The organism is Sphingomonas sp. PEI4 (genome assembly GCF_056679955.1).
Genome location: NZ_CM155258.1, coordinates 36508 through 60157, shown reverse-complemented (window position 1 = coordinate 60157; position 23650 = coordinate 36508). Strand labels below are relative to the sequence as shown.

At 64.3% G+C, this 23650-nt stretch carries 28 protein-coding genes and 2 tRNA genes; 5 read left to right on the top strand and 25 right to left on the bottom strand.

The window, feature by feature from the left end; all coding sequences use genetic code 11:
* Positions 1–51: 51 nt before the first annotated feature.
* The 18 genes from nuoI to relB form a co-directional block, all read right to left on the bottom strand.
* On the bottom strand, positions 52–537 hold the full coding sequence (nuoI, locus tag AC1MLZ_RS00345; RefSeq protein WP_480959926.1) for an NADH-quinone oxidoreductase subunit NuoI: 486 nt from the start codon (positions 535–537) through the stop codon (positions 52–54).
* On the bottom strand, positions 534–1583 hold the full coding sequence (gene nuoH, locus AC1MLZ_RS00340; protein WP_480959925.1) for an NADH-quinone oxidoreductase subunit NuoH: 1050 nt from the start codon (positions 1581–1583) through the stop codon (positions 534–536). The genes nuoI and nuoH overlap by 4 nt, the downstream gene beginning before the upstream one ends.
* Entirely contained in the window at positions 1580–3574 is a 1995-nt protein-coding gene (gene nuoG / locus AC1MLZ_RS00335) for an NADH-quinone oxidoreductase subunit NuoG (protein ID WP_480959924.1), read from the bottom strand. The genes nuoH and nuoG overlap by 4 nt, the downstream gene beginning before the upstream one ends.
* A complete protein-coding gene (nuoF, locus tag AC1MLZ_RS00330; RefSeq protein WP_480959923.1) occupies positions 3574–4884 on the bottom strand; it encodes an NADH-quinone oxidoreductase subunit NuoF in 1311 nt (436 codons plus the stop codon). The genes nuoG and nuoF overlap by 1 nt, the downstream gene beginning before the upstream one ends.
* Positions 4881–5051, bottom strand: a complete 171-nt coding sequence (locus tag AC1MLZ_RS00325) for a hypothetical protein (protein ID WP_480959922.1) — start codon at positions 5049–5051, stop codon at positions 4881–4883. The genes nuoF and AC1MLZ_RS00325 overlap by 4 nt, the downstream gene beginning before the upstream one ends.
* Positions 5051–5716, bottom strand: coding sequence for a complex I 24 kDa subunit family protein (locus tag AC1MLZ_RS00320; RefSeq protein ID WP_480959921.1), 666 nt, complete (start codon positions 5714–5716; stop codon positions 5051–5053). Before AC1MLZ_RS00320 ends, AC1MLZ_RS00325 begins: the two co-directional genes overlap by 1 nt.
* Positions 5716–6927, bottom strand: coding sequence for an NADH-quinone oxidoreductase subunit D (locus AC1MLZ_RS00315; RefSeq protein ID WP_480961421.1), 1212 nt, complete (start codon positions 6925–6927; stop codon positions 5716–5718). Before AC1MLZ_RS00315 ends, AC1MLZ_RS00320 begins: the two co-directional genes overlap by 1 nt.
* 20 nt (positions 6928–6947) lie before the next feature.
* Positions 6948–7808: an NADH-quinone oxidoreductase subunit C gene (locus AC1MLZ_RS00310; protein WP_480959920.1), complete on the bottom strand. Its 861-nt coding sequence runs from the start codon at positions 7806–7808 to the stop codon at positions 6948–6950.
* Positions 7805–8374, bottom strand: coding sequence for a NuoB/complex I 20 kDa subunit family protein (locus AC1MLZ_RS00305; RefSeq protein WP_480959919.1), 570 nt, complete (start codon positions 8372–8374; stop codon positions 7805–7807). Before AC1MLZ_RS00305 ends, AC1MLZ_RS00310 begins: the two co-directional genes overlap by 4 nt.
* Positions 8365–8739 (bottom strand): NADH-quinone oxidoreductase subunit A, encoded by a 375-nt coding sequence (locus AC1MLZ_RS00300; RefSeq protein ID WP_056048518.1) that lies wholly within the window; start codon positions 8737–8739, stop codon positions 8365–8367. The genes AC1MLZ_RS00305 and AC1MLZ_RS00300 overlap by 10 nt, the downstream gene beginning before the upstream one ends.
* Before the next feature lie 481 nt (positions 8740–9220).
* Positions 9221–10033 carry an inositol monophosphatase family protein gene (locus AC1MLZ_RS00295; RefSeq protein ID WP_093397281.1) on the bottom strand — a complete coding sequence of 271 codons (813 nt, stop codon included), beginning with the start codon at positions 10031–10033 and terminating at the stop codon, positions 9221–9223.
* Between the two features lie 121 nt (positions 10034–10154).
* Positions 10155–10718, bottom strand: coding sequence for an elongation factor P (gene efp, locus AC1MLZ_RS00290; RefSeq protein ID WP_056482276.1), 564 nt, complete (start codon positions 10716–10718; stop codon positions 10155–10157).
* An 86-nt stretch (positions 10719–10804) separates the two neighbouring features.
* Positions 10805–11401, bottom strand: a complete 597-nt coding sequence (locus AC1MLZ_RS00285; RefSeq protein WP_480959918.1) for a M23 family metallopeptidase — start codon at positions 11399–11401, stop codon at positions 10805–10807.
* A 4-nt stretch (positions 11402–11405) separates the two neighbouring features.
* Positions 11406–12425, bottom strand: a complete 1020-nt coding sequence (locus AC1MLZ_RS00280) for a L,D-transpeptidase family protein (RefSeq protein WP_480959917.1) — start codon at positions 12423–12425, stop codon at positions 11406–11408.
* Positions 12426–12547: 122 nt separating this feature from the next.
* Positions 12548–13237, bottom strand: a complete 690-nt coding sequence (thiE, locus tag AC1MLZ_RS00275) for a thiamine phosphate synthase (RefSeq protein WP_480959916.1) — start codon at positions 13235–13237, stop codon at positions 12548–12550.
* Positions 13238–13312: 75 nt separating this feature from the next.
* Complete coding sequence (locus AC1MLZ_RS00270) at positions 13313–14233, bottom strand: class I fructose-bisphosphate aldolase (RefSeq protein WP_307085667.1); 921 nt, start codon at positions 14231–14233, stop codon at positions 13313–13315.
* 20 nt (positions 14234–14253) lie between these two features.
* Entirely contained in the window at positions 14254–14586 is a 333-nt protein-coding gene (locus AC1MLZ_RS00265; protein WP_480959915.1) for a type II toxin-antitoxin system PemK/MazF family toxin, read from the bottom strand.
* Positions 14583–14849, bottom strand: coding sequence for a type II toxin-antitoxin system RelB family antitoxin (gene relB, locus AC1MLZ_RS00260; RefSeq protein ID WP_480959914.1), 267 nt, complete (start codon positions 14847–14849; stop codon positions 14583–14585). Before relB ends, AC1MLZ_RS00265 begins: the two co-directional genes overlap by 4 nt.
* A gap of 130 nt (positions 14850–14979) precedes the next feature.
* On the opposite strand from relB, the gene AC1MLZ_RS00255 reads away from it, so the two are divergent.
* On the top strand, positions 14980–15468 hold the full coding sequence (locus AC1MLZ_RS00255) for a TlpA family protein disulfide reductase (RefSeq protein WP_480959913.1): 489 nt from the start codon (positions 14980–14982) through the stop codon (positions 15466–15468).
* On the opposite strand, the gene AC1MLZ_RS00250 is transcribed toward AC1MLZ_RS00255, so the two are convergent.
* From AC1MLZ_RS00250 to gap, 3 genes are all read right to left on the bottom strand, one after another.
* Positions 15465–16655, bottom strand: coding sequence for a phosphoglycerate kinase (locus AC1MLZ_RS00250; RefSeq protein ID WP_480959912.1), 1191 nt, complete (start codon positions 16653–16655; stop codon positions 15465–15467). The two genes, AC1MLZ_RS00255 and AC1MLZ_RS00250, sit on opposite strands and share 4 nt — an antisense overlap.
* A complete protein-coding gene (locus tag AC1MLZ_RS00245) occupies positions 16652–17062 on the bottom strand; it encodes an MOSC domain-containing protein (RefSeq protein ID WP_480959911.1) in 411 nt (136 codons plus the stop codon). Before AC1MLZ_RS00245 ends, AC1MLZ_RS00250 begins: the two co-directional genes overlap by 4 nt.
* A gap of 198 nt (positions 17063–17260) precedes the next feature.
* Positions 17261–18271, bottom strand: a complete 1011-nt coding sequence (gap, locus tag AC1MLZ_RS00240) for a type I glyceraldehyde-3-phosphate dehydrogenase (protein ID WP_131585433.1) — start codon at positions 18269–18271, stop codon at positions 17261–17263.
* A gap of 145 nt (positions 18272–18416) precedes the next feature.
* On the opposite strand from gap, the gene AC1MLZ_RS00235 reads away from it, so the two are divergent.
* The 4 genes from AC1MLZ_RS00235 (at position 18417) to AC1MLZ_RS00220 (ending at position 19887) form a co-directional block, all read left to right on the top strand.
* Positions 18417–18638, top strand: coding sequence for a hypothetical protein (locus AC1MLZ_RS00235; protein ID WP_480959910.1), 222 nt, complete (start codon positions 18417–18419; stop codon positions 18636–18638).
* A complete protein-coding gene (locus AC1MLZ_RS00230) occupies positions 18638–18961 on the top strand; it encodes a cell division protein ZapA (protein ID WP_480959909.1) in 324 nt (107 codons plus the stop codon). The genes AC1MLZ_RS00235 and AC1MLZ_RS00230 overlap by 1 nt, the downstream gene beginning before the upstream one ends.
* A gap of 195 nt (positions 18962–19156) precedes the next feature.
* Entirely contained in the window at positions 19157–19690 is a 534-nt protein-coding gene (locus tag AC1MLZ_RS00225; protein WP_480959908.1) for a 5-formyltetrahydrofolate cyclo-ligase, read from the top strand.
* Positions 19687–19887, top strand: a complete 201-nt coding sequence (locus AC1MLZ_RS00220) for a DUF2842 domain-containing protein (protein WP_480959907.1) — start codon at positions 19687–19689, stop codon at positions 19885–19887. The genes AC1MLZ_RS00225 and AC1MLZ_RS00220 overlap by 4 nt, the downstream gene beginning before the upstream one ends.
* Positions 19888–20164: 277 nt before the next feature.
* On the opposite strand, the gene AC1MLZ_RS00215 is transcribed toward AC1MLZ_RS00220, so the two are convergent.
* From AC1MLZ_RS00215 to AC1MLZ_RS00200, 4 genes are all read right to left on the bottom strand, one after another.
* A tRNA-Asp gene (locus tag AC1MLZ_RS00215) sits at positions 20165–20241 on the bottom strand.
* A 98-nt stretch (positions 20242–20339) separates the two neighbouring features.
* Positions 20340–20416 (bottom strand) — tRNA-Asp (locus AC1MLZ_RS00210).
* A 54-nt stretch (positions 20417–20470) separates the two neighbouring features.
* Positions 20471–21619, bottom strand: coding sequence for an AI-2E family transporter (locus AC1MLZ_RS00205; protein WP_480961420.1), 1149 nt, complete (start codon positions 21617–21619; stop codon positions 20471–20473).
* 309 nt (positions 21620–21928) lie between these two features.
* On the bottom strand, positions 21929–23635 hold the full coding sequence (locus AC1MLZ_RS00200; RefSeq protein WP_480961419.1) for a class I adenylate-forming enzyme family protein: 1707 nt from the start codon (positions 23633–23635) through the stop codon (positions 21929–21931).
* Between the last annotated feature and the right edge of the window lie 15 nt (positions 23636–23650).

Sequence of the window (23650 nt, the reverse complement as noted above, 5' to 3'; positions counted from 1 at the left end):
CCCAGCGTGCGCTGGGATGACGGCGGGTTGCTGTGTCATCGTGCGGCGCGCTTAACGGTACGGCGCATCGGCGGCAAGGTTCGCCGCGATCGCGCTTTCCCAACGGTCGCCATTATCGAGCAGCTTCGACTTGTCGTAGATCAGCTCTTCGCGCGTTTCCGTCGCGAATTCGAGGTTCGGACCCTCGACGATCGCGTCCACCGGGCACGCCTCGGCACACAGACCGCAGTAAATGCACTTGGTCATGTCGAGATCGTAGCGCGTCGTGCGGCGGCTGCCGTCGTCGCGCGGCTCGGACTCGATCGTGATGGCCTGCGCCGGGCACACCGCCTCGCACAGCTTGCACGCGATGCACCGCTCTTCACCGTTCGGATAGCGACGCAGCGCATGCTCGCCGCGGAACCGCGGCGACAGCGGATTGCGCTCGTACGGATAGTTGATCGTCGCCTTTTCCTTGAAGAAATAGCGAAGCGTCAACGCGTGCGCCTTCACGAACTCCCACAATGTGAACGACTTGATGATCTGAGCAACGCTCATGAACCCACTCCAACGCGCGTCAGCATCAGCACGCCCGACACGAGGAAAACCCAGAACAGCGAGACCGGGAGGAAGATCTTCCAGCCGAGCCGCATCAGCTGATCGTAGCGATAGCGCGGCACGGTCGCCCTCACCCAGCTGAACAGGAAGAAGAAGAACGCCATCTTGGCGAACAGCCAGATGATGCCCGGCACGTAATAGAGCGGCGCCCAATCGATCGGCGGCAGATACCCGCCCCAGAACAGGATCGCATTCAGCGCGCACATCAGGATGACGTTGGCGTACTCGCCAAGCCAGAACAGCGCGAACGACATCGACGAATATTCGGTCTGGTAGCCGGCGACGAGTTCGCTCTCGGCCTCGGTCAGATCGAATGGCGCACGCTGTGTTTCGGCAAGGCTCGAGATGAAGAACATCACCGCCATCGGGATCATCAGTGGATTGATGATGAACCCGTTGATGTGCAACCCGAACATATTCCGCTGTGCGAGCACGATGCCCGACAGGTTGAACGTCCCCGCATACAGCACGACCGAGATCAGGATGAAGCCGATCGCGACCTCATACGACACCATCTGCGCGGCTGCACGCAGCGCCGAATAGAAGGGATATTTCGAGTTCGATGCCCAACCCGACAGGATGATCCCGTACACGCCGAGCGACGACGCCGCGAGGACGTAGAGCAGGCCGACGTTGATGTTGGACAGGACGACGCCGGTCTGGAACGGCACCACCGCCCAGACGATCAGCGCGACCGTGAAGGTAATGATCGGCGCCAGCAGGAACAGCGTGCGGTTGGCGGCTGCGGGGACGATCGTCTCCTGCAGGAACACCTTCAGGCCATCGGCAAAGCTTTGCAGCAGGCCAAAGGGCCCCACGACGTTGGGACCACGCCGCAACGCCATCGCCGCCCAGATTTTACGGTCGGCATAGATGATCATCGCCACCGCCAGCATCAACGGCAGTGCGATCACGAGGATGTCGATGATCGTCGCGAGGAAGAACGCCCAGTCGTAACCGAGCGAGGATTCGAACCAGGAGATCATTCGGCTGCCTCCGCGAAGTCTTCACCGTGGAGCAGTTCGGCCGAGCAGCGCTGCATCGTCGGCGATGCGCGGCAGATCGCGTTGGTCAGGTAGAAGTCCTTGATCGGATAGCCGGTGAGGACGCCCTGCCCTTCACCGTTGAGCGAAGGCGGGTTCCATTCGAACGTCGCGAGTGCCTGATGACGCAGCGCAGGCACGTCCGCGTACATTTCCTCGCGGAGACCCTCGAGGCTGTCGAACGGCAGCGTGTGGCCGAGCGTATCGGACAGCGCGCGGAAGATCGACCAGTCGTCGCGCGCATCGCCCGGTGCGAACACCGCACGCTCGCCGCGCTGGACACGACCTTCGAGATTGACCCACGTACCCGACTTCTCCGCGTAGGTGACACCCGGCAGGATGACGTCGGCAGCCGCCGCACCCTTGTCGCCGTGATGCCCCACGAACACCTTGAAGCCCGCAAACTTCGAGTAATCCACCTCGTCCGCGCCAAGGAAGAAGCCGAGCTTCGCCCCCATCACGTCGGCGATGCCGCCCTTCTGCGCATAGCCGAGCATCAGCCCGCCCATCCGCGATGCCGCCATGTGCACGACGTTGAAGCCGTTCCAGTCCGCCTTCACGAGGCCCAGCGTATCGACCAGCTTCAGCGCAGCGCCGTGGCCACCCTTCAGCGCGCCGCCACCGACGATTACCATCGGGCGTTCAGCCTTGCCGAATGCCTCGGTCACCGCCTCGGGCAGGTTGCCGAGCAACGCCAGATCATCGCCGAGCCACTCGACCTTGTACGTCAGGTCCGTCTCCGGCCCGATCGCAAAGACCTTCGCGCCGCGCTTGATCGCCTTGCGGATCCGCGTGTTCACCAACGGCGCTTCCCAGCGCAGATTGGTGCCCACCAGCAGGATTGCGTCGGCGCGCTCCGTGCCGGCGATCGTCGTGTTGAAATTGACCGCGGCGATGCTCGTCGCGTCATAGTCCATGCCGGTTTGACGACCTTCGAGCAGCGTCGAACCCATCTTCGCGAGCAGCGCCTTGGCCGCGTACATCGTCTCGCAATCGACCAGATCGCCTGCAACCGCAGCAACGCTCGACCCGGCGTTCACCGCCTTGATCGCTGCGAAAGCCTCGTCCCAGGTCGCGGGCTGAAGCTTGCCGTTCACCCGGACATAAGGCTTGTCGAGACGACGGCGGACGAGGCCGTCGACGACATGGCGCGTCTTGTCGGTCGCCCACTCCTCGTTCACGTCCTCGTTGATCCGCGGCACACAGCGCAGCACCTGGCGACCACGGCTGTCGAGCCGGATGTTGGTGCCGACCGCGTCCATCACGTCGATCGTCAGCGTCTTCTTGAGCTCCCAAGGCCGCGCCTCGAACGCGTACGGCTTCGACGTGAGCGCACCGACCGGGCACAAATCGACGACATTGCCGCTCAGCTCGCTCTTCACCGCATTTTCGAGATACGAGGTGATCTGCATGTCCTCGCCGCGGAAGATCGCACCGATCTCTTCGACGCCGGACACTTCCTCGGCGAACCGGATGCAGCGCGTGCACTGGATGCAGCGGGTCATGATCGTCTTCACGATCGGTCCCATATACTTCTCGGTGACCGCGCGCTTGTTCTCGTCGTAGCGCGAGTGGCCGCGGCCATAGGCGACCGACTGGTCCTGCAGATCGCACTCGCCGCCCTGATCGCAGATCGGGCAATCGAGCGGATGGTTGATCAGCAGGAATTCCATGATGCCCTCGCGGGCATTCTTCACCATCGGCGAGTTGGTGAAGATCTCCTGCTTGTCCGCTGCCGGCAGCGCGCACGACGCCTGCGGCTTGGGCGGACCCGGCTTCACCTCGACCAGGCACATCCGGCAGTTGCCGGCGATGCTGAGGCGCTCATGATAACAGAAACGCGGGATCTCCTTGCCGGCAAGCTCGCACGCCTGCAGCACGGTGGCACCCTGCGGCACCTCGATCTCTACGCCATCGACTTTGACAATAGGCATTATTCGGCAGCTTCCATCATCGGTGCCAGGCCGCCATCACCGCGCTTTTCGGTGATACGGCGCTCCATCTCGGGGCGGAAATGCTTGATCAGGCCCTGGATCGGCCACGCGGCCGCATCACCCAGTGCGCAGATCGAGTGACCCTCGACCTGCTTGGTGACCTGCTGGAGCATGTCGATCTCGGACAATTCGGCGTCGCCTGTCCGCATCCGCTCCATCACGCGCCACATCCAGCCGGTGCCCTCGCGGCACGGCGTGCACTGGCCGCAGCTCTCATGCTTGTAGAAATACGAGATGCGGCTGATCGCGCGAACGATGTCGGTCGACTTGTCCATGACGATGATCGCTGCGGTGCCGAGGCCCGAGCCGACCGCCTTCAGGCCGTCGAAGTCCATCGCGCAGTCCATGATCTGCGCGGCGGGGACGAGGGGCACCGAAGAGCCACCCGGGATCACCGCGAGCAGATTGTCCCACCCGCCACGGATGCCGCCGCAATGCGTCTCGATCAGCTCGCGGAACGAGATGCTCATCTCCTCCTCGACCACGCACGGCTTGTTCACATGCCCGCTGATCTGGAACAGCTTCGTGCCGCGGTTGTTCTCCGCGCCGAAGCTGGAGAACCATGCCGCGCCACGCCGCAGGATCGTCGGTGCGACCGCGATCGACTCCACGTTGTTGACCGTCGTCGGGCAGCCATAAAGACCCGCGCCGGCTGGGAACGGAGGCTTCAGCCGCGGCTGGCCCTTCTTCCCCTCGAGGCTCTCCAGCATCGCGGTCTCTTCGCCGCAGATATAGGCGCCCGCACCACGATGCACGAACACGTCGAAGTCATAGCCCGACCCGCACGCGTTCTTGCCGATGAAGCCGCGATCATACGCCTCGGCAACGGCCGCGAACAGCGTCTCCGCCTCACGGATATATTCGCCGCGAACGTAAATATAGGCCGCCCGCGCGCGCATCGCGAACCCGGCGATCAGCGCGCCTTCGATCAGCTTGTGCGGATCGTGTCGGATGATCTCGCGATCCTTGCAGCTGCCTGGCTCGGATTCATCGGCGTTGATGACGAGGAAGTTCGGCCGGTCCGGCTTCGGCTCCTTCGGCATGAACGACCACTTCGTGCCGGTCGGGAACCCTGCCCCGCCACGGCCGCGCAGACCCGACGCCTTCATCACGTCGATGATCGCGTCCTGGCCGAGCGCCATCAGGTCCTTGGTGTTGTCCCAATCGCCGCGCATCATAGCCGCGTCGATGTTCCACGGCTGGAAACCGTAGACGTTGGTGAAGATGCGGTCCTTGTCGGCGAGACTCACGATCTATCTCCTGCCGACCGGTTGAGATTGAAAATACCAAAGCCTCCGAACAGGAAACCCAAAATTGCCCAGACGACCCAAGGGCTTCCGCTGACCATCTTGTAGACCGCCAACAGCAGAAAGATGATGCCAATGACTGGCAGGCTCGCCTTGGCCGATCCCTGCATCACCACTCCCCCCGGTAATCGTGGTTCGCGTCGACCATCGCCTTGAGCGAGGTCGGACCGCCCTCGGGGCAGCTTGCGCGACGACCAAACTGCGGCCCCGGCGTCGGGTGCCCGCCATTCGCCAGCGCCTCGAGGATCTCGGTCGTCTTGTCGTAATCGAGATCTTCGAAATTATCGTCGTTGATCTGCACCATCGGTGCGTTGGCGCACGTGCCGAGGCACTCGACCTCGGTCAGCGTGAACATGCCGTCCGGCGTCGTGCCGCCCTTGACCAGACCACGATTCTTGCACGCGGCAAGAACGTCATCCGACCCGCGTAGCATGCACGGCGTCGTGCCGCAGACCTGTACATGGAAGCGACCGACGGGCGCCAGATTGAACATCGTGTAGAAGGTCACGACCTCGTACACGCGCATGTAGGGCACGCCGATCTGGCGCGCGACGAACTCGATCACCGGCACCGGCAACCAGCCCTGCGTTTGCGTTTCCGCCCCGACCTGCCGCTGGGCAAGATCGAGGAACGGGAGCGACGCAGACTGCTCGCGACCCTTGGGATAACGCCCGAGGATCTCGTTCGCCTTCACCTGGTTCTCTTCGGTCCAAGCGAAAGAGCCCCAGCGCGCGCGCGTTTCGGCCTCGTCGGGAATTTTCGGAGCTTCAGCCATCAGCGGTCACATTCACCAAAAACGATATCCATCGCGCCGAGGATCGCGGTCGTATCCGCCAGCATGTGGCCCTTCGCCATGAAGTCCATTGCCTGGAGATGCGAGAACGCGGTCGGGCGGATCTTGCAGCGGTACGGCTTGTTCGAGCCATCGGCGATCAGATACACGCCGAACTCGCCCTTGGGGCTTTCGGTCGCGACATAGACGTCGCCGGCGGGAACGTGGAAGCCCTCTGTGTAGAGCTTGAAGTGATGGATCAGCGCTTCCATCGACTGCTTCATCTCGCCACGCTTCGGCGGCACGACTTTCCGGTCGAGCGACGCGATCGGCCCCTCGGGCATTTCGGCCAGACACTGCTTCATGATCCGTGCCGACTGACGCACTTCCTCGACGCGTACCATGAACCGGTCATAGCAATCGCCACGCGTGCCGACCGGCACGTCGAAGTCCATCTTCTCGTACACGTCATAGGGCTGCGACTTGCGCAGATCCCAGGCGATGCCCGAGCCGCGGATCATCGGGCCCGAAAAGCCCCATTTGATCGCGTCGTCACGGCTCACGACGCCGATGTCGACGTTGCGCTGCTTGAAGATGCGGTTGTCCGCGACCAGGCTGATCGCGTCCTCGAACAGACGCGGCAGGCGCGTGTCGAGCCAGTCGCCGATGTCCGCCAACAGCTTCAGCGGCGCATCCTGATGCACGCCACCGACGCGGAAGTAATTGGCATGCATGCGCGCGCCGGACACACGCTCGTAGAAGTTCATGCAATCTTCGCGCAATTCGAAAAGCCACAGGTTCGGCGTCATAGCGCCGACGTCCATCACGTGGCTGCCCAGATTGAGCATGTGGTTCTTGATGCGCGTCAGCTCGGCGAAGAACACGCGCAGATACTGCGCGCGGAGCGGCACCTCGAGGTCGAGCAGCTTCTCTACCGCCAGAACATAGGTGTGCTCCATGCACATCGGCGAACAATAATCGAGCCGATCGAAATACGGCAGCGCCTGCTGGTACGTCTTGTACTCGATCAGCTTCTCGGTGCCGCGGTGGAGCAGCCCGATATGCGGATCGACCCGCTCGACGATCTCGCCGTCGAGCTCCATGACAAGGCGCAACACGCCGTGCGCGGCCGGATGCTGCGGACCGAAGTTGATCGTATAGTTCTGGATCGTGACGTCGCCGGTCGTTGGATCGGCGGGGTCACCACGCTGCAGAAGCTCGTCGACATAGTCGCTCACTGGTTCTGTCCCCCAGTTCCGTTGACGCCCCTGGACGGCAAGACGTCCGGATCCTTGGGCTTGTCCTCGCGCTTGTTGCCAGGATCTGAGTCGCCCGCGCCGCTCTGCGCGGTGCTGGGTGCATCCTTCTTGGCATAGGGCTCGCTGGGCGCAGTCGGCGCAACGGTCGGCGTCTGCGCCGCGTCCGCCTTCTTGATCGCATCCGCGCTCAACGGCGTCGGCGCACCCTTGGCCTCGGGCAAGGCACCCTTCTCGTCACCTGGAAGGACGTATTCGGCGCCCTCCCAAGGGCTCTGGAAATCGAAGTTCCGGAAGTCCTGCGCGAGCTGCACGGGTTCGTACACGACGCGCTTCGACTCTTCAGAGTACCGAAGTTCGACATAGCCCGTCAGCGGGAAGTCCTTGCGCTGCGGATGACCGCTGAACCCATAGTCCGTCAGGATGCGCCGCAGGTCGGCATTGCCGCTGAACAGCACGCCGTACATGTCGTACACTTCGCGCTCCAACCACCCGGCGACCGGCCAGATGCCTGTAACCGACGGAACCGAAACCTCCTCGTCCGCCGCCACATGGACGCGAATGCGGTGGTTGCGCGTCAGCGACAACAGGCAATAGACGACCTCGAACCGCTCAACGCGATCCGGATAGTCGACGCCGGCGATCTCCATGAGCTGCTGGTAGGCAAGCCCAGGCGTGTCGCGCAATGCAATCATCACATCGTAGATCGACTCGCGCCGCACATGCAGCGCGACCTCGCCGACCCGGTCGACCGCGTCGAGCAGCATGTCGCCGAGCGCAGCGCGCGCCGCGTCGATCACGCCATCGTTCGACGTATAGGCTGGTGCCGGCGCCCTCAACGCTCGAGGCTCCCCGAGCGCCGGATCTTCCGCTGCAACTGCATGATGCCGTACAACAGAGCCTCAGCCGTCGGCGGGCACCCGGGGACATAGATGTCCACGGGCACGATCCGATCGCAACCACGCACGACGCTGTAGCTGTAATGATAATAGCCACCGCCGTTCGCACACGATCCCATCGAGATCACGTACTTCGGCTCCGACATCTGGTCATAGACCTTGCGCAGCGCAGGGGCCATCTTGTTGCAGAGCGTGCCGGCGACGATCATCACGTCCGACTGGCGCGGGGACGCGCGCGGCGCGGCGCCGAAGCGTTCCAGATCGTAGCGCGGCATGTTCACGTGGATCATCTCGACCGCGCAGCATGCGAGCCCGAACGTCATCCACCAGAGCGAGCCGGTGCGGGCCCACTGGAAAAGGTCCTCGGTCGACGTGACCAGGAAACCCTTGTCGGTCAGTTCGCCGTTGAGACTATCGAAAAAGCCCTGGTCGGGCGGCACCAGCGAAGTCCCGGCGTCCGGCCGCGGCTTGAGCTCAACGGGACCCGAGGTGAGTTCTATTCCCAATCGAGTGCTCCCTTCTTCCATGCGTAGACGAGGCCAAGGGCCAGTTCGCCGATAAAGATCATCATCGAAATCCACGCGGTCCAGCCGAGCGTGAAGACCGAGACGGCCCAGGGATACAGGAACGCGGCCTCTAGATCGAAGATGATGAAGAGGATGGCGATCAGGTAGAAGCGAACGTCGAATTGGCTGCGCGGATCCTCGAATGCGGGAAAGCCGCACTCGTATTCGCTGAGCTTCTCGGGCGTAGGCTTATGCGATCCCGTGAGCCGCGAGACGGCCATCGGCAGGAACACGAACGTGCTCGACAATGCGATGGCGATCCCGAGGAACAGGAGGATCGGAAGATAGTGCGACAGGTCGACCAAATTGCTTCTCGCAAGTGCGAACGGAACGGGGCCGCTTTAGGCCGATGGGGGGTGATGGGCAAGGCGTGGAGGGTGTGAGAATCACTCGCAAGTGGAGGGACGGCGTGGCGGGAAACATGCGTTGCTCGGCGGGTGCTTAGCTGCACCCGAGACTTTTACTGAAGGTTGGAGACTCCACCAAACTCACCCCGTCACCCCGGACTGGTTCCGGGGTCCACCGTGCCGCGAAACAGCGGCTGGCGAGAATGCGCAACGGTGGATGCCGGAACGAGCCCGGCATGACGGATTGTGGTAGGGTCCGCGTCGTTGATCCGACTCTGGTCATGACCCTTCCACAACCGTCACCCCAGCGAAAGCTGGGGTATCGTTGTTGGCGGGCGCGGCGGCCATCACGGGGATACCCCAGCTTTCGCTGGGGTGACGGAGGGAGTGGACGTGGGGTAACCGAGTTCAGGCCTCGATGCCTTCCTCAGCAACCGGCTTAGCGCAGAGCGCCGGCCACCAGCTTATGCAGTCGCGAGTGGAGAGCGTCGTTCGCCGCCAGGAACTCGTTGCGTTCCATGGCGCGGTCGCCGCCGCGGAAGTCGGTGACGAAGCCGCCCGCTTCCTTCACCAGCAACATGCCGGCCGCCACGTCCCAGGGCTTCAGGTTCGATTCCCAGAAGCCGTCGAAACGTCCAGCGGCGAGCCAGGCCAGATCGAGCGCCGCTGCACCCAAACGACGGATACCGGCAACCTCAGGCGCAACCGCGCCGAAAATCCGGCTCCACTGCGCGAAGTCGCCATGCCCCAGGAACGGAATTCCCGTGGCGATCAACGATTCGGACAGATCGCGACGCGACGACACGCGCAGCCGCTGGTCGGTAAGCCATGCCCCCCGGCCCTTCTCCGCCCAGAAGCTCTCGTCGGTCAGCGGCTGATACACGAGCGCAGTCGTGACCTCGCGCTTGCCGTTCGGCATCGGCTCCTCGACCGCGATCGAGATGCAGAAATGCGGGATGCCGTGGAGGAAGTTCGATGTGCCATCCAGGGGATCGACGATGAAGCGCGGCTTGTTCGGATCGCCGGCGACTTCGCCACGCTCTTCCATCAACATGCCCCAATCGGGACGGGCGTGGCTGAGTTCTTCGAAGATCGTCTGCTCGGCGCGCTGATCGGCCTGGCTGACGAAGTCGGCCGGACCCTTGCGGCTCACCTGGAGCTGCTGGACCTCGTTGAAGTCGCGGCGCAGGCGCGGTGCGGCCTTGCGGGCGGCGCGCTCGATGACGGTCATGATGCCGGAATGGGAAGCCATTTAATTCACCTTAAGCCCTCTCCCCTCTGGGGAGAGGGTTGGGAGAGGGGCTGTTCCGGGCGGTGTCTTTGGGGCCGCCCCTCACCCCGACCCTCTCCCCTGCGGGGAGAGGGAGATTGCTTCAGTCCGCGCGCCGCACGTAGGTCTGCTCGTAGACATCGACGACGATCCGCGTGCCCGCACCGATATGCGGAGGGACCATCACGCGGACGCCGTTTTCAAGGACCGCCGGCTTGTAGCTCGACGAGGCGGTCTGGCCTTTCACGACGGCATCCGCCTCGACGATCAGCGCCTCGATCGTATCGGGCAGCTGGACCGAGATAGGCCGCTCTTCCCAAAGCTCCATCACCACGTCCATGCCGTCCTGCAGGAACGCCGCGGCGTCGCCCAGGATGTCGGCATCGAGCGAAATCTGCTCGTAATTGATCTTGTCCATGAAGGTGAGCATGTCGCCTTCGCGGAACAGGAACTGGAAGTCGACGGTCTCGAGCCGCACCTTCTCGACGCTCTCGGCGGAGCGGAAGCGGGTGTTGTTCTTGCGGCCGTCGATGAGGTTCTTCATCTCGACCTGCATGTAGGCACCGCCCTTGCCGGGCTGGGTGTGCTGAATCTTGACGGCGCGCCAGATGCCGCCCTCATATTCAAGGATGTTGCCGGGACGAATCTCGACCGCGTTGATCTTCATGACCGATTCCTGCTGGAAAGAGCTAGGGGCCGTCCGCGAAGCCTGGTCCTGAGGCCTGGCTCTGCGGAAACCCGAAGCGGCGGGCTTTAGCGGGCGCGCTCGCGTCCGGCAAGCAGCGGGTACGGGTTCACATTCTCACCCTGATGCCATCGCTCGCCCGGCTGCATCTTCGTCAGCCCGAAATGGAGGTGGTAATTGCCCGCCCCCGCATCGCCGGTATCGCCGACATAGCCGAGCGTATCGCCCGCCTTCACCGCCATGCCCTCGCGGATGCCCGCCGCATACCCGGCGAGGTGCGCGTAATAATAGGTCCAGCGACGGTCGGGCGACCGGACGTACAGCGTGATACCGCCCAGCCCGCTCTGGAAGAGCTTCTCGATACGCCCCGGTGCTGCGGCCACGACCGGCGTGCCGCCCGCTGCCATGATGTCCGTCCCGTGGTGCCCGCGCGTACCGTCGGCCCGCGCATCGTTCCAGCTGTCCGCGATAGCTTTCCGCGGCACGCCAGCCACCGGAACGGCCAATGCCCCCGGCGTCATGAAGGCCGCCGCGACCTCGACGGGCGGTGGCGGCTTGCGCCATGGCACGCGCCGCTCGCCGTCACTCCCGAACGACACCATCGACGCGAACCCGCCGGCGACCACCACGATCAACCCGAGAATGATCCAGAACGTCCGCGTCATCGTCTCAGGCCTGGAACACGGCTTTGGTCCCCGGCTTGATCATCATCGACAGTCGCGCCGCATCCCAGTTGGTCAGGCGGATACACCCGCACCCGTGGCTCTCGGCACGGCCGATCGTCTCCGGGTTCGGCGTACCGTGGATACCGTAATGCTCCTTCGACAGGTCCATCCAGACGACGCCGACCGGACCGTTCGGACCCGGTGGCAGCATTTCCTTCGTCTGCCCCTTCTTCGCATCCCAGAAGAGCGCGGGGTTGAAGTGGAACTTCGGGTTGTAATCGGACCCCTTGATCGTCCACGTGCCGAGCGGCAGCGGATCGTGGCTGGACCCCATCGTGGCCGAGAACTGCGCGACCAGCTTGTCGTTCGCGTCCAGCACGCGGAGCACGCCGTCCGACTTGTCGACAACGACATGATCCGCCTGCGGCTGTTTCGCATCGACGTTCAGCATGGTGAGCATCGCGATCCAGTCCGGCTTCAGCTTCGGATCATAGGCGCGAGACGACGGCAACGCGTTGGGGAACACCACCTTGGTTCCAGGTGTCAACTTCGTCGAAGGCGAGTTCAGCGCGACGATAACCGCCGGCGTCGTGTGGAACATCTCGCCGAGCTTCTCCATGATGGTCTTGTAGCCCAGCGAGGGAAGTTCGGCCTGCTTGGCGGGATCCTTCGGGAACGGATTGACGAACGGCCCTGCCAACATCTCGGGCGTCAGCGCGACCGTCACGGTCGGCCGCGCGGCCCGGTACGGATACAGCGCCTGCAACGTCCGCGCATCGGACTTGCCGGTAACCGGCAGGCCCCTCGCCTCCTGGAACCCCTTCAACGCTGCAACCAGCGACTGTCCGCCGCGCCCATCGAGCACGCCCGGCCCGAACCCGAGATGATCGAGGATCACCTGCACATGCAGGACGTTGCGGTCGATCGGAGTGGCGGGCCTGGTAGGCGCCGTCTGAGCCATTACGGGTGACGCGGCGCCCAGCAAGCCCGCTGCAAGAACCGAAGCCTTCGTCACAAATGTCATGCCCGTCATCCCGAACCGTTACGCTACTGCATCAAACGGTCGGGGCGACGGTTGTTTCCTTGCGCGATCGAAGGTTGCGCACGCCCCGTCATCCTGACTTTCGTCAAGATCCCGGGAGCGTCTCAGCGCTTCTTGAGAACCTCGCCGAACGCCTTGATCGCCGCGACTTCGTCGCCACCCCAGACGGCATTCGAGACCGCGATGAAATCCGCACCAGCGGCGACCAGCGGCGCTGCGTTCTCGGGTGTGATGCCGCCGATCGCGACGCAAGGAATCTCGAACAACGTCGACCACCACGACAGCGTCACCGGCTCGGCAGTTTGCGTTACGGTCTTAGTCGTGGACGGATAGAACGCTCCGAACGCAACATAGTCCGCCCCAGCCTCGCCCGCTTCCATCGCCAGATGACGGCTGCCATGACAGCTCACCCCGATCTGCGCATTGGGGCCGAGCTGCGCCCGCGCCTCGCGCGGATCGCCGTCGTCCTGCCCGAGATGCACGCCGTCCGCATCGAGCCGCTTGGCCAGCCCGATATCGTCGTTGACGATGAACGCGACGTCACGCTCGGCACAAATCACACGCAACGGCTCGCCGAGCGCAGCGGCGGCATGCTGGTCGATGTCCTTCACCCGGAACTGAAACGCCGCGACCGGCCCCGCGTCGAGCGCCCGCGCGAGACGTTCGGGAAAGTCGCCCCCAACATCCAGCGGCGACACCAGATACAACTGGCAAGCCGGCCGGCGCATGTCGCGGCGGAAATTGTCGGCGAAATTAGGGTCGAGCGGGCCCAGCGGATCTTCGAATTCGGTCATGTCCGCCCCCTAGCCGCTCATCTCCGCCACGTCACCCCGGCGCAGGACCGGGATGACGCGAGGTCAGACCGCAGCTTATTCCTCGTTCTTGTAGATCCGGATGATGCGGTCGAGCATCGCCAGCGCTTCGTCGCGCGGACGCTGGAAGGTGTTGCGGCCGATGATCGAGCCGTTGCCGCCGCCGTCACGGATGTCGCGCGCATCCTGGAAGATCGCGTCCTCGCCCTTCGACGCGCCCCCCGAGAAGACGTTGATGCGCCGCCCGGCAAAGCTCGACTGGACGACGTGCTTCACGCGGTCCGACTGCTTCGACCAATCGGTGTTCGCATAGAGCGGCTTGGCCTCCTTCTGCTCGATATGCGCGGTCGGCAGCTTGGTCTTGATGATGTGCGCGCCGAGCAGCGCCGCGATATGCGCGGCATAGGCACCGACGTCCAAAGCGAGCTCGCCGTCCTTGGTCAGCTCGCCGCCACGCGGGTACGACCAGATCACCGTCGCGATGCCGACCGACTTGGCCTCTTCGCTCAGCTCGCGGATTTCCTCGACGAGGTCGAAGAACTGGTCCGCACCCGGATAGATCGTGAAGCCGATCGCCGCCGACCCGAGCCGCACCGCGTCGGACACGGTCGCGGTCACCGCCTGGTCGATCGAGGTCGCCCAGCTGTTCGAGCTGTTGCACTTCAGGATCGTCGGGATCTGTCCTGCAAACGTATCCGCGCCCGCTTCGAGCATCCCGAGCGGTGCCGCATAGGCGCTGAGCCCCGCGTCGATCGCGAGCTGGTAATGGTAATGCGGGTCGTATGCGGCCGGGTTCACCGAGAAGCTGCGCGCCGGGCCATGCTCGAAACCCTGGTCGACCGGCAGGATCACGAGCTTGCCGGTGCCGCCGAGCTTGCCCTGCATCAGGATGCGCGCGAGGTTCGCCTTCACCGCCGAACTGGTGGCCTCGTACTTGTCGAGAATGGTTTTGACTTGCGGAGTGATCGTGGACGTCATGATAAATCCTCTTCTATTATCTAAAGGGCAAGCCATCGGCGAAGTGCCTGATCGACCGCAAACATGGTTTCGTTGGAAGCAGTACCGACCCGTCGACCGATGCGATGCCGCCAGACCGACTGCACCTTGTCGATACTGATCTCGCTCGGCTTAACGAGCCCCGTATCGGGATTTGCCGCGATCGGTATGCGGAACATACCGAGACCGGCAAGATGGCTGGTAATCAAACACACCGTAACGCTGTCGTGATCTTGCAGGAACGCGTCGGTCTGAACGACGAGCGCCGGGCGCGGCTTTCTTGCGAAATCGCCCGCGTCGGCATCGGCAATAGTAACGATATCGCCGCGCTTCATTCGGCGGCATCACGGCGATTGCCGACAGGCTCTGGGTCGTCCCAGGCTACGCCCAACCGCTCCCATGCCTCGTCGTCTTCGGTCCAGCCAAGCGCCGCAGCCCGCAGCGACTGCCGCTTGGCCTCGGCCAGGAAAGCCTCGTCGTGCCGTTCGACATAGCGCCGCACGGCTTCGCGTGCGATATCGCTCTTGCTGCGCCCCTGGGTGCGCGCAACCGCCGCGAGTCGCTCTTCGAGTTCGCTATCGAGCCTGACGCCGAGCATCCGAATCTCCGTTTAACATGTTAAACATAGGACGGCGGAGATCGTGGATCAACCCCCCGCCTAGACCGCAAACGTCGCGATTGACGTGACAGCGCCCGACGCCGAGACTGGCAAAAACAGGGGGCAGGCAATGAGAGTTTTGCAGGGCGTCATCGCATGCGCGGTGCTGATGGCGACGTCCACGGCAGCGGCGGCGGTGAAGATCGGCGAGAAGGCACCGCCGTTCGAATTGACGCTGATCGACGGCACCAAGGTGCGCAGTACCGACCTCGCCGGTCAGGTCGTGATCCTGAATTTCTGGGCGACCTGGTGCGGGCCCTGCAAGGCCGAACTGCCGCTGCTCGACAATTACTACCGGCTTCGCAAGGACCACGGGCTGCGCGTATTCGCGGTAGCGACGGAGGACTCGCTGCCCGCGTTCAAGCTGAAACCCCTGTTCGCCGCCATGGCGATCCCCTCCGCGCGGCGGATCAAGGGACCGTTCGCGGTGATGGGCGCGCTGCCCACCAACTACATCATCGATCGCGCCGGCATCGTCCGTTATGCAAAAGCCGGTGCGTTCGACCTGGACGACCTGAATGGCCTGCTGGTCCCGCTACTGAAGGAACCAGCGCCCTAACGAGTCAGCGCCGCGACGCCGGGAAGGTCCTTGCCTTCCATCCACTCCAGAAACGCGCCGCCCGCCGTGGAGACGAACGTGAACGCGTCGGCAACGCCAGCGTGGTTGAGCGCCGCGACCGTGTCGCCACCACCGGCCACCGAGACGAGCGAACCGCCCTCGGTCAGCGCCGCCGCGGTCTTGGCGAGCGCGACGGTCGCGGTGTCGAACGGAGGAGTCTCGAACGCGCCGAGCGGACCGTTCCACACCAGCGTGCGGCAATTCTTGAGCACGTCGCCGAGCGACTCGACCGCCGCCGGGCCGACGTCGAGGATCATCTCGTCGGCCGCGACTTCGTGGACGTTGACGGTGCGCGTCGCCGGGTTCGGCTTGAACTCCTTCGCGACGACCACGTCATAGGGGAGGTGGACGATGCAGTTCGCCTTGTCTGCGGCTTCCATGATCTGTTCGCAAACGCTTGCAAGCTCATGCTCGCACAGGCTTTTACCGACATCGACGCCGCGCGCTGCGAGGAAGGTGTTGGCCATGCCGCCGCCGATGATCAGGTGATCCACGCGGGTGACCAGGTGGCGCAGCACGTCGAGCTTCGACGACACCTTGGCGCCCCCAACGACCGCTGCCACCGGATGCTCGGGTGCACCGAGCGCCTTCTGGAGCGCGTCGAGTTCGGCTTCCATCGCGCGGCCGGCAAAGGCGGGAAGGACGTGCGCGAGGCCCTCGGTGGAGGCGTGGGCGCGGTGCGCGGCGGAAAAGGCGTCGTTGACGTACAGGTCGCCTAGGCTGGCAAAACGCGCAACCACGGCTGGATCGTTGGTTTCCTCGCCACCGAAAAAGCGCGTGTTCTCCAACACCGCGATATCGCCGGGCTCCAGCGTGGCGACGGCATCATCAGCCCCCTCCCAGTCGATGTAGCGGACTTCGCGGCCCAGCACTTCTCTATACGGCCTTACGACCTGCGACAGCGAGAACTCGGGGCTTGGCACGCCCTTGGGACGACCGAAATGCGCGAGGACGAGGACGATCGCGCCCTTGTCGGCGAGTTCGCCAACGGTCGCTACCGTTGCGCGGAGGCGCGTGTCGTCAGTAACGTGACCCCCTGCCATCGGCACGTTCAGGTCTTCGCGGACAAGCACGCGCTTGCCCTGCACGTCGCCCATATCATCGAGCGTGTTGAATGGCTTGCTCATGGTTCTTCGATCCTGATCTCATCACCGACGGCGATCCTGCCGCCCATCAAAACGCGGGTACACGCCCCGCCCCGCCAGTCGGGCAGGAGGGCGGCGAACAATCCGGGCGCTACCGTTTCCATGCGGTGGCATGGATCGGTTTCGAGCGTCACCTCTAATAGCACGTCCGCTCCGATCCGAAGCCGGGCGCCGGCAGTCTGCGGCAGATCGAGGCCATCGACGAGAAGATTTGCGCGGCGTTCGTACCAGGGGATGTCACGACCCAAGTCGGCCATCGCCGCGTCCCAGTCGCCACGTTCGAGCAAGGTGACCTGACGCCGCCCTTTGCCGCCGGGTTTCACATAACCACGACAGTCGCCGTTGAGGCCTGCCTCGACGGTGATCTCGACATGGTCGATGACCTCCATTGGGGCTTTGGGGCGGGGATGGCGCGCTATCCCGGAAATGATTCCCGTCAACGCCGTATCCAATCGTCCGTCACCCCAGCGAAAGCTGGGGTATCCCTGTTGTCGGGCGTCCCGACCCGAACGGCGAGATCCCAGCTTCCGCTGGGATGACGGACTGGGGTGTGATGACGGCTATAGAAACGCAGCGTCCGTCTACCTTTAGATGAACTTCGCCATCGCCGTGGCGGTATCGACCATCCGGTTCGAGAAACCCCACTCGTTATCGTACCAGCTGACGACGCGGACCAGCTTGCCGTCGATCACCGCGGTCTCCAGGCTGTCGATCGTCGACGACGCCGGGGTATGCTGGAGATCGATCGAAACGAGCGGCTCGTCCGACCAGTCGAGCACGCCGACCAGCGGACCGCTTTCGGACGCCGCCTTCAGCACCGCATTCACCTCTTCACGCGTCGTGTCGCGCGATGGCGTAAACGTCAGGTCGATCAGCGACACGTCCGGCACCGGCACGCGGATCGCCGAACCGTCGAGCTTGCCCTTGAGCTCCGGCAACACTTCGGCAACCGCACGTGCGGCCCCGGTCGTAGTCGGGATCATCGACATCGCCGCAGCCCGTGCGCGACGCAGGTCCGGGTGGATCTGGTCGAGGATCTTCTGGTCGTTGGTATAGGCATGGATCGTCGTCATCAGGCCGCGCTCGATGCCGATCGCATCGTTCAGCACCTTGGCGACCGGCGCGAGGCAGTTGGTGGTGCACGACGCGTTCGAGACGATCGTGTGCTCGGCAGTCAGCTTGTCGTGGTTGACGCCGTAGACGACGGTCAGGTCAACGCCCTTGCCCGGCGCCGAGATCAGCACCTTCTTCGCGCCGGCATCGAGATGCTTCTGGCAGCTCGCCTTGTCGGTGAAGAAGCCGGTGCATTCGAGAACGATGTCGACGCCCAGCTCGGCGTGCGGCAGGTTGGCGGGATCTCGCTCGGCGGTGACGCGGATGCGCTTGCCGTCGACGACCAGTTCGTTGCCCTCGGCCGACACCTCGCCCGGATATTTGCCGTGGACGCTGTCGCGCTTGAACAGCCAGGCGTTCGACTTGGCATCGCCGAGATCGTTGATCGCGACGAGTTCGAGTGCGCCGTTCGACTGTTCGAGTACCGCGCGGGCGACGAGACGGCCGATGCGCCCGAAACCGTTGATCGCAACCTTGACCGTCATTGCCATATCTCCGCTAACACCCGCGAGTCCGTTCCGGGCGCGAAGCCTTTGCGGGGCGGTGGGGCGCCCTGTCAACACCGTGGATCGCGGATCGCGGCGGCGAAATCGGCTTGTCGCGCCCCTCGGCCATGCTATCTCGCATGCTATGTCAGACACAATTACCGATACGCCGACGCCCGTCGACCGGGGCGACGCGCCTACCGCCGTCGAACGGATCGACGCGGCGATTGCACGGATCGAATCCGCCATTGCCGCCCGCGCCGACGCTGGCGACGCGCTGGCCAAGCGTCACGCGGCGCTCAAGGCGCGGATGGCCGAAGCCGTCGCTGCACTCGACGACGTCATTACGCGTGGGAGTCCGAACTGATGGCACAAGTCATGCTCGATATCGGCGGCCGTCCGCATGCGGTCGCCTGCCGTGACGGCGAAGAGTCGCGGGTCCGCTTGCTGGGCGCGATGGTTTCCGAACGCTGGGCAACGGCGGATCGTGCGGCGGGCGGGCTCAGCGCCGAGCGCGCGATGCTGTTCGTCGCGCTGATGCTGGCCGACGACCTCGACGAAGCCGCGCACCGCCCACCCGAAGGCTCGGCCGTCAGCGAGATCGCGCTCACCCGGATCGCCGATCGTCTCGAAGGGCTTGCCCAGGCTCTCGAACAAAGTCCCCTTGAGCTAAGCCCCCCGAACGCCTAGATTGGGGATGGCGGGTTCTGCCCGGTACGAGCCTTTATTATCCCTGAGGCTATTCATCATCCATAGGGGGCTGTCCCTGTTAGGATCCTGGTCCGAAGCATATGGTCCCCACCTGACGTACCGTGCGTCAGTGGATAACCCGGCACACGGCCATGGTGGGCCCGCCACACCACCATCTTTAGAGGTCGCCCGCGCATGACCGACAAGAGTGCGCTCCGGGCCTCGCTCCGCGCCGCGCGGGAAGCGCGCCCGCCTGTCGATATCCCCGTGCCGTTGACATTTCTGGCGCGGTTGAAGCCCGGACTGACGGTCGCATCCTACGTCCCGTTCGGCGGTGAGGCCGATCCATCACCCTTCGCACGCGCCGCCGTCGATGCGGGGTGCGTGATCGCCCTGCCCCATGTGGTCCGCCGATCGCTGCCGATGCGCTTCCTGTCATGGGCGACCGAAGCGGCGCTGATCGCCGGACCGTTCGGGCTGCACCAGCCTGCCGAGGACGCGGCCGAGCTCGAACCCGACATCATCCTGACCCCGCTCGTCGGCTTCGATCGCGGCGGCAACCGAATCGGCCAGGGCGCCGGCTATTACGACCGAGCCTTCCTCGCGCACCCAAACGCCTGGCGCGTCGGCATTGCGCTGTCGGTGCAGCAGGTGGATAGCCTAACACCAGACCCGTGGGACGTCCCACTTCACGCCATCGCCACCGAACTCGAATGGATCACGCCATGACGCCGACCTGGCGCAAACCCGTCGGGATGCTCGGCATCTTGCTACTGATCCTCGTATGGTGCGTGGCAATCGTGAGTTTGTCGAACATCGTCGGCAACTGGCACTGGCTGGGGCAGCTGGTGTTCTACGTCTTCACCGGCCTGATCTGGATCGCCCCGTTGAAGCCCGTGCTGCGCTGGATGGAGACTGGGCGGTAGCCTTTGTAGCGCCGTCGCAACCCGCTTACAGCCTTCCCCCTCCCCGTTCGTCCTGAGTAGCCATCGAGTAGTCGCGCAGCGACGTATCTAGAGGGCGTATCGAAGGACAGGTTGGCGCGCGGAACGCATGCTTCGATACGAGCCCTCGATACGCTCCTGACGGAGCTACTCGGTCTCTACTCAGCACGAACGGCAAGGGTGGATGATCCTGACCCAGGAGGCAGGACGGAGTGCTCGCAGCACCTATTTTCTGAAGGGTCTCGGCCACCCTATAGGGTGGCGCGAGTGACGGGACTCGAACCCGCGACCTCCGGCGTGACAGGCCGGCGCTCTAACCAACTGAGCTACACCCGCATTCCCAATGACGAACCCTGGCGTCCCAAGGGACACGCGGGAAGGCTCGTCAAAACCTTTACACAATCTCGAACCATCTACCCGGTCAGGGCAAACGATGGCGCGAGTGACGGGACTCGAACCCGCGACCTCCGGCGTGACAGGCCGGCGCTCTAACCAACTGAGCTACACCCGCTGAAACAGCGTGGAGGCGGCAACTAGGCGAGGGTTCGGATACCGTCAACCCAAATTATCCGCCAGTCTCACGTTGTGCCTCGGGCGGGTCGCCACGCCGACGGTTTCGCCCGGTCTTGGGCTGCACCAGCGTCCCGTGCTCGAACAGGAAACCGGCGATATCGGGCTTGCCGGCGGCCTTCACGACCGTTTGGATGATGATCAGCAGCGGCACCGCCAGCAACGCGCCCGACGTGCCCCAGACCCATCCCCAGAAGCTCAGCGAGATCAGGATGAGTAGCGGGCTGATCGTCAGCCGGTGACCGACGACGAACGGCGTGATCGCGTTCGCCTCGACCAGATGCAGCCCGTACATCAGCGCCGGCGGCAGCATCGCCATCCAGATGTCCGAGAACGTCATCAGCCCGCCCAACGCGAGCAGGAACGCACCGATCACCGGCCCGAAATACGGGATGTAGTTGAGCAGCGCTACGATCCCGCCCCACATCGCCGGATAGGGCATCCCGATGAACCACAGCGCCACCCCGGTGATGATCCCGAGGACGATGTTGATCAGCGTGATCGTGCCGAGATACGCCGACACATCGTCGACGATGTCCTGGATCACGCGCGCCGTCGCCATCGCCCCGTCGAAGCTGGTCCGCCCGGTGATCGTCTGCCGCCGCATCCGCGTCCAGCCCGACAGGAAGAAGAACACGATCAGCACGCCGAACAGGAATTGGACGATCACTGCCGGCGCCGAGGTGGCTGCCAGTTCGAGGATCGAGCCCGGCGCGGCGACGCCCGCGGTCGCCGGCTGCTTGATCGGCGTCGACGCGACCTGCCGCAGCGTCTTGTTCACGTATTTCTCGAGGCTCGAATAGAGATCGAGCAATGGCGCGAGGTTGCTCTGAATCCGGTCCAACCGCGTCGGCAACAGACGGAAGAAATCGGTCGCCGGCACGAGGATCGCGGCTATCGCGATGTTCGCGGCGATCAGGAAGACGAGGATGCACAGGATCGCCGCCAGCGGTGACGGTACGTGACGCCGCTCGAGCCATTCCAGCACCGGCACCAGCGCAACCGAAATCACCAGCGCGATAGTCAGCGGCAGAAAGAACTCCGCTCCCGATTTAAGCGCGAACGGCGTGGCAAGAATCAGACCTATACCCGCGGTTAGCGTCAAGGCGGCCAACAACCGATCGCGACGCTGCGCGATCCGCATCGCATCCTCGACCCCAACCGCGATCGGCAGCCCGAACGCACTCTCCGCCGGTGAACCTTCCGCAACGACGTCGTCCCCGCCCCCCGGCTGGTGCGTTTCCTGGCGAAGACCCTCGTCCGTCATGGCAATTCCTTTGCCACCCCCATCCCGTAATCGTGCCGCGCTGACAAGCGTGCCAGACCGTGTCCGATCTGATTTGGCGAACAAAAGAACGAAGGACGCTGAAGCGACCACTCGCGGGGCAAGATCGTCATCAGGTCAATCGGCACGGGGCCCGTCATCCTGATGGAAACCTGCCAGCGATCGGACCTACGCCGTCACCCCGACCCGATCCTCGAACAGCACCTGCAAGTCCTTCTTCAAGATCTTCCCGTTCGCGTTCCGCGGCAACGTCTCGTGCACGAAGCGCACCGCCACCGGCGTCTTGAACGCCGCCAGATGCTGCCTGACCCAGCCCTGCAACTCCGCCTCGGTCGTCACCGCACCCGGCGCAAGGTGCACCACCGCTGCGGGCTCCTCGCCGAGGATCCGGTGCGGGATGCCGATCAGTGCGGCATCGGTCACCGCGGGATGCGCGTAGAGGACGTTCTCCACCTCGCTCGAATAGATGTTCTCGCCACCGCGGATGATCATGTCCTTGGCCCGGTCGACGATGTAGCAGAATCCCTCCTCGTCGAGCCGCGCGAGATCCCCCGTCCGCACCCAGCCGTCGATGAACGTCGCGGCGGTCGCGTCCGGCTTGTTCCAGTAGCCCTTCACGATCATCGGCCCGCGCGCCCAGAGTTCGCCGACCTCGCCCGTCGGCATCTCGGTCACGCCGTCGTCCGCGACGATCTTCAGGTCGGCCGAAGCTACGGGAGGCCCCGCGCTGGTGGGCCGGTTGAGATAATCCTCGCCGCCATGATGCGTGACGGTCGCCATCGTCTCGGTCATGCCCCAACCGTTGCCGGGCATCGCGCCGAACTCGGCATGGATGCGCTTCACCAACTCTGGAGCCGCCGGCGCACCGCCATAGGCGATCGATTCGAGCGACGAGAGGTCGTATCTGTCGCGATCGGGATGCTCCAGCAACTGCCACGCGATCGTCGGCACCCCGCCGGTGACGTTTACCTTCTCGCGCTCGATGATCTCCATCGCCCTAATGGTGTCCCATTTCCGCATGAAGATCATCGTGCTGCCGGTCGCGATCGCCCCCATCATGCCGGCGGAGCAGGCGGTGACGTGGAACAGCGGGATCACCGTCAGCGTCACGCGCGGCGTCGGTTCGGGTGGCGCCTCGCCGCGGCGCAGGAACGAGCGTGCCGACGAATAGCCGCCCGACAGGATGTTCGACATCATGTTGCGGTGCGTGCCGAGCGCCCCCTTCGGCGCGCCGGTGGTGCCGCTTGTGTAGAAGATCGTCGCATCGTCGTCCGGCGCGATCGTCGCTTCGGGCAAGCCGTTATCGGGCAACGCCGCCCAGTCATGCGGCGTGCCGATCACGTCCTCCAGCCGCGTGACGATCCCCGCCAGCGGTTCCGCGGCCCGTGTGACGAACACATGCTCCAGCGTCGGCAGCGTCGCATACGCCGCCTCCAGCCGGTGATGCCGCTCGTCGTCGGTGATCAGCACGCGCGCGCCCGAATCGGCTAAGCCGTATTCCATCTCGGCGCCCGTCCACCACGCGTTGAGCGGTACCATGATCGCGCCGATGCTGGCGCCTGCAAAGAACGCGACCGGCCATTCGGGCAAGTTGCGCATCGCCAGCGCGACGCGGTCGCCGGGACCGATCCCCATCTCGCGCAACCGATGCGCCAGCACCGCGATCGCACGAAAGTTCGCCTCGTAGGTGACTCGCTCGTCCTCGTACGCCGTGAAGACCCGGTCGCCATGCGCGCGCGCCGCCTCGGCCAGCCAGCGCAACGACGGCGGCGCATTCTTCCAGATACGCGTCTCGATACCGTCGATCGTCAGCATCTCCATCTCGAACTTCGCGCCGGGCGCGGTCAGCAATCGCTCGGCATCGGCGAGCGACATCGCCGGCCAGGAGGG

Coding starts and splice junctions, on each gene's coding strand:
- nuoI (WP_480959926.1), bottom strand. CDS start 537: ATGAGCGTTGCTCAGATCATCAAGTCGTTCACATTGTGGGAGTTCGTG.
- nuoH (WP_480959925.1), bottom strand. CDS start 1,583: ATGATCTCCTGGTTCGAATCCTCGCTCGGTTACGACTGGGCGTTCTTC.
- nuoG (WP_480959924.1), bottom strand. CDS start 3,574: ATGCCTATTGTCAAAGTCGATGGCGTAGAGATCGAGGTGCCGCAGGGT.
- AC1MLZ_RS00325 (WP_480959922.1), bottom strand. CDS start 5,051: ATGCAGGGATCGGCCAAGGCGAGCCTGCCAGTCATTGGCATCATCTTT.
- AC1MLZ_RS00320 (WP_480959921.1), bottom strand. CDS start 5,716: ATGGCTGAAGCTCCGAAAATTCCCGACGAGGCCGAAACGCGCGCGCGC.
- AC1MLZ_RS00295 (WP_093397281.1), bottom strand. CDS start 10,033: ATGGCTTCCCATTCCGGCATCATGACCGTCATCGAGCGCGCCGCCCGC.
- efp (WP_056482276.1), bottom strand. CDS start 10,718: ATGAAGATCAACGCGGTCGAGATTCGTCCCGGCAACATCCTTGAATAT.
- AC1MLZ_RS00285 (WP_480959918.1), bottom strand. CDS start 11,401: ATGACGCGGACGTTCTGGATCATTCTCGGGTTGATCGTGGTGGTCGCC.
- AC1MLZ_RS00280 (WP_480959917.1), bottom strand. CDS start 12,425: ATGACATTTGTGACGAAGGCTTCGGTTCTTGCAGCGGGCTTGCTGGGC.
- thiE (WP_480959916.1), bottom strand. CDS start 13,237: ATGACCGAATTCGAAGATCCGCTGGGCCCGCTCGACCCTAATTTCGCC.
- AC1MLZ_RS00270 (WP_307085667.1), bottom strand. CDS start 14,233: ATGACGTCCACGATCACTCCGCAAGTCAAAACCATTCTCGACAAGTAC.
- AC1MLZ_RS00265 (WP_480959915.1), bottom strand. CDS start 14,586: ATGAAGCGCGGCGATATCGTTACTATTGCCGATGCCGACGCGGGCGAT.
- relB (WP_480959914.1), bottom strand. CDS start 14,849: ATGCTCGGCGTCAGGCTCGATAGCGAACTCGAAGAGCGACTCGCGGCG.
- AC1MLZ_RS00255 (WP_480959913.1), top strand. CDS start 14,980: ATGAGAGTTTTGCAGGGCGTCATCGCATGCGCGGTGCTGATGGCGACG.
- AC1MLZ_RS00250 (WP_480959912.1), bottom strand. CDS start 16,655: ATGAGCAAGCCATTCAACACGCTCGATGATATGGGCGACGTGCAGGGC.
- AC1MLZ_RS00245 (WP_480959911.1), bottom strand. CDS start 17,062: ATGGAGGTCATCGACCATGTCGAGATCACCGTCGAGGCAGGCCTCAAC.
- gap (WP_131585433.1), bottom strand. CDS start 18,271: ATGACGGTCAAGGTTGCGATCAACGGTTTCGGGCGCATCGGCCGTCTC.
- AC1MLZ_RS00235 (WP_480959910.1), top strand. CDS start 18,417: ATGTCAGACACAATTACCGATACGCCGACGCCCGTCGACCGGGGCGAC.
- AC1MLZ_RS00230 (WP_480959909.1), top strand. CDS start 18,638: ATGGCACAAGTCATGCTCGATATCGGCGGCCGTCCGCATGCGGTCGCC.
- AC1MLZ_RS00225 (WP_480959908.1), top strand. CDS start 19,157: ATGACCGACAAGAGTGCGCTCCGGGCCTCGCTCCGCGCCGCGCGGGAA.
- AC1MLZ_RS00220 (WP_480959907.1), top strand. CDS start 19,687: ATGACGCCGACCTGGCGCAAACCCGTCGGGATGCTCGGCATCTTGCTA.
- AC1MLZ_RS00205 (WP_480961420.1), bottom strand. CDS start 21,619: ATGCGGATCGCGCAGCGTCGCGATCGGTTGTTGGCCGCCTTGACGCTA.
- AC1MLZ_RS00200 (WP_480961419.1), bottom strand. CDS start 23,635: ATGTCGCTCGCCGATGCCGAGCGATTGCTGACCGCGCCCGGCGCGAAG.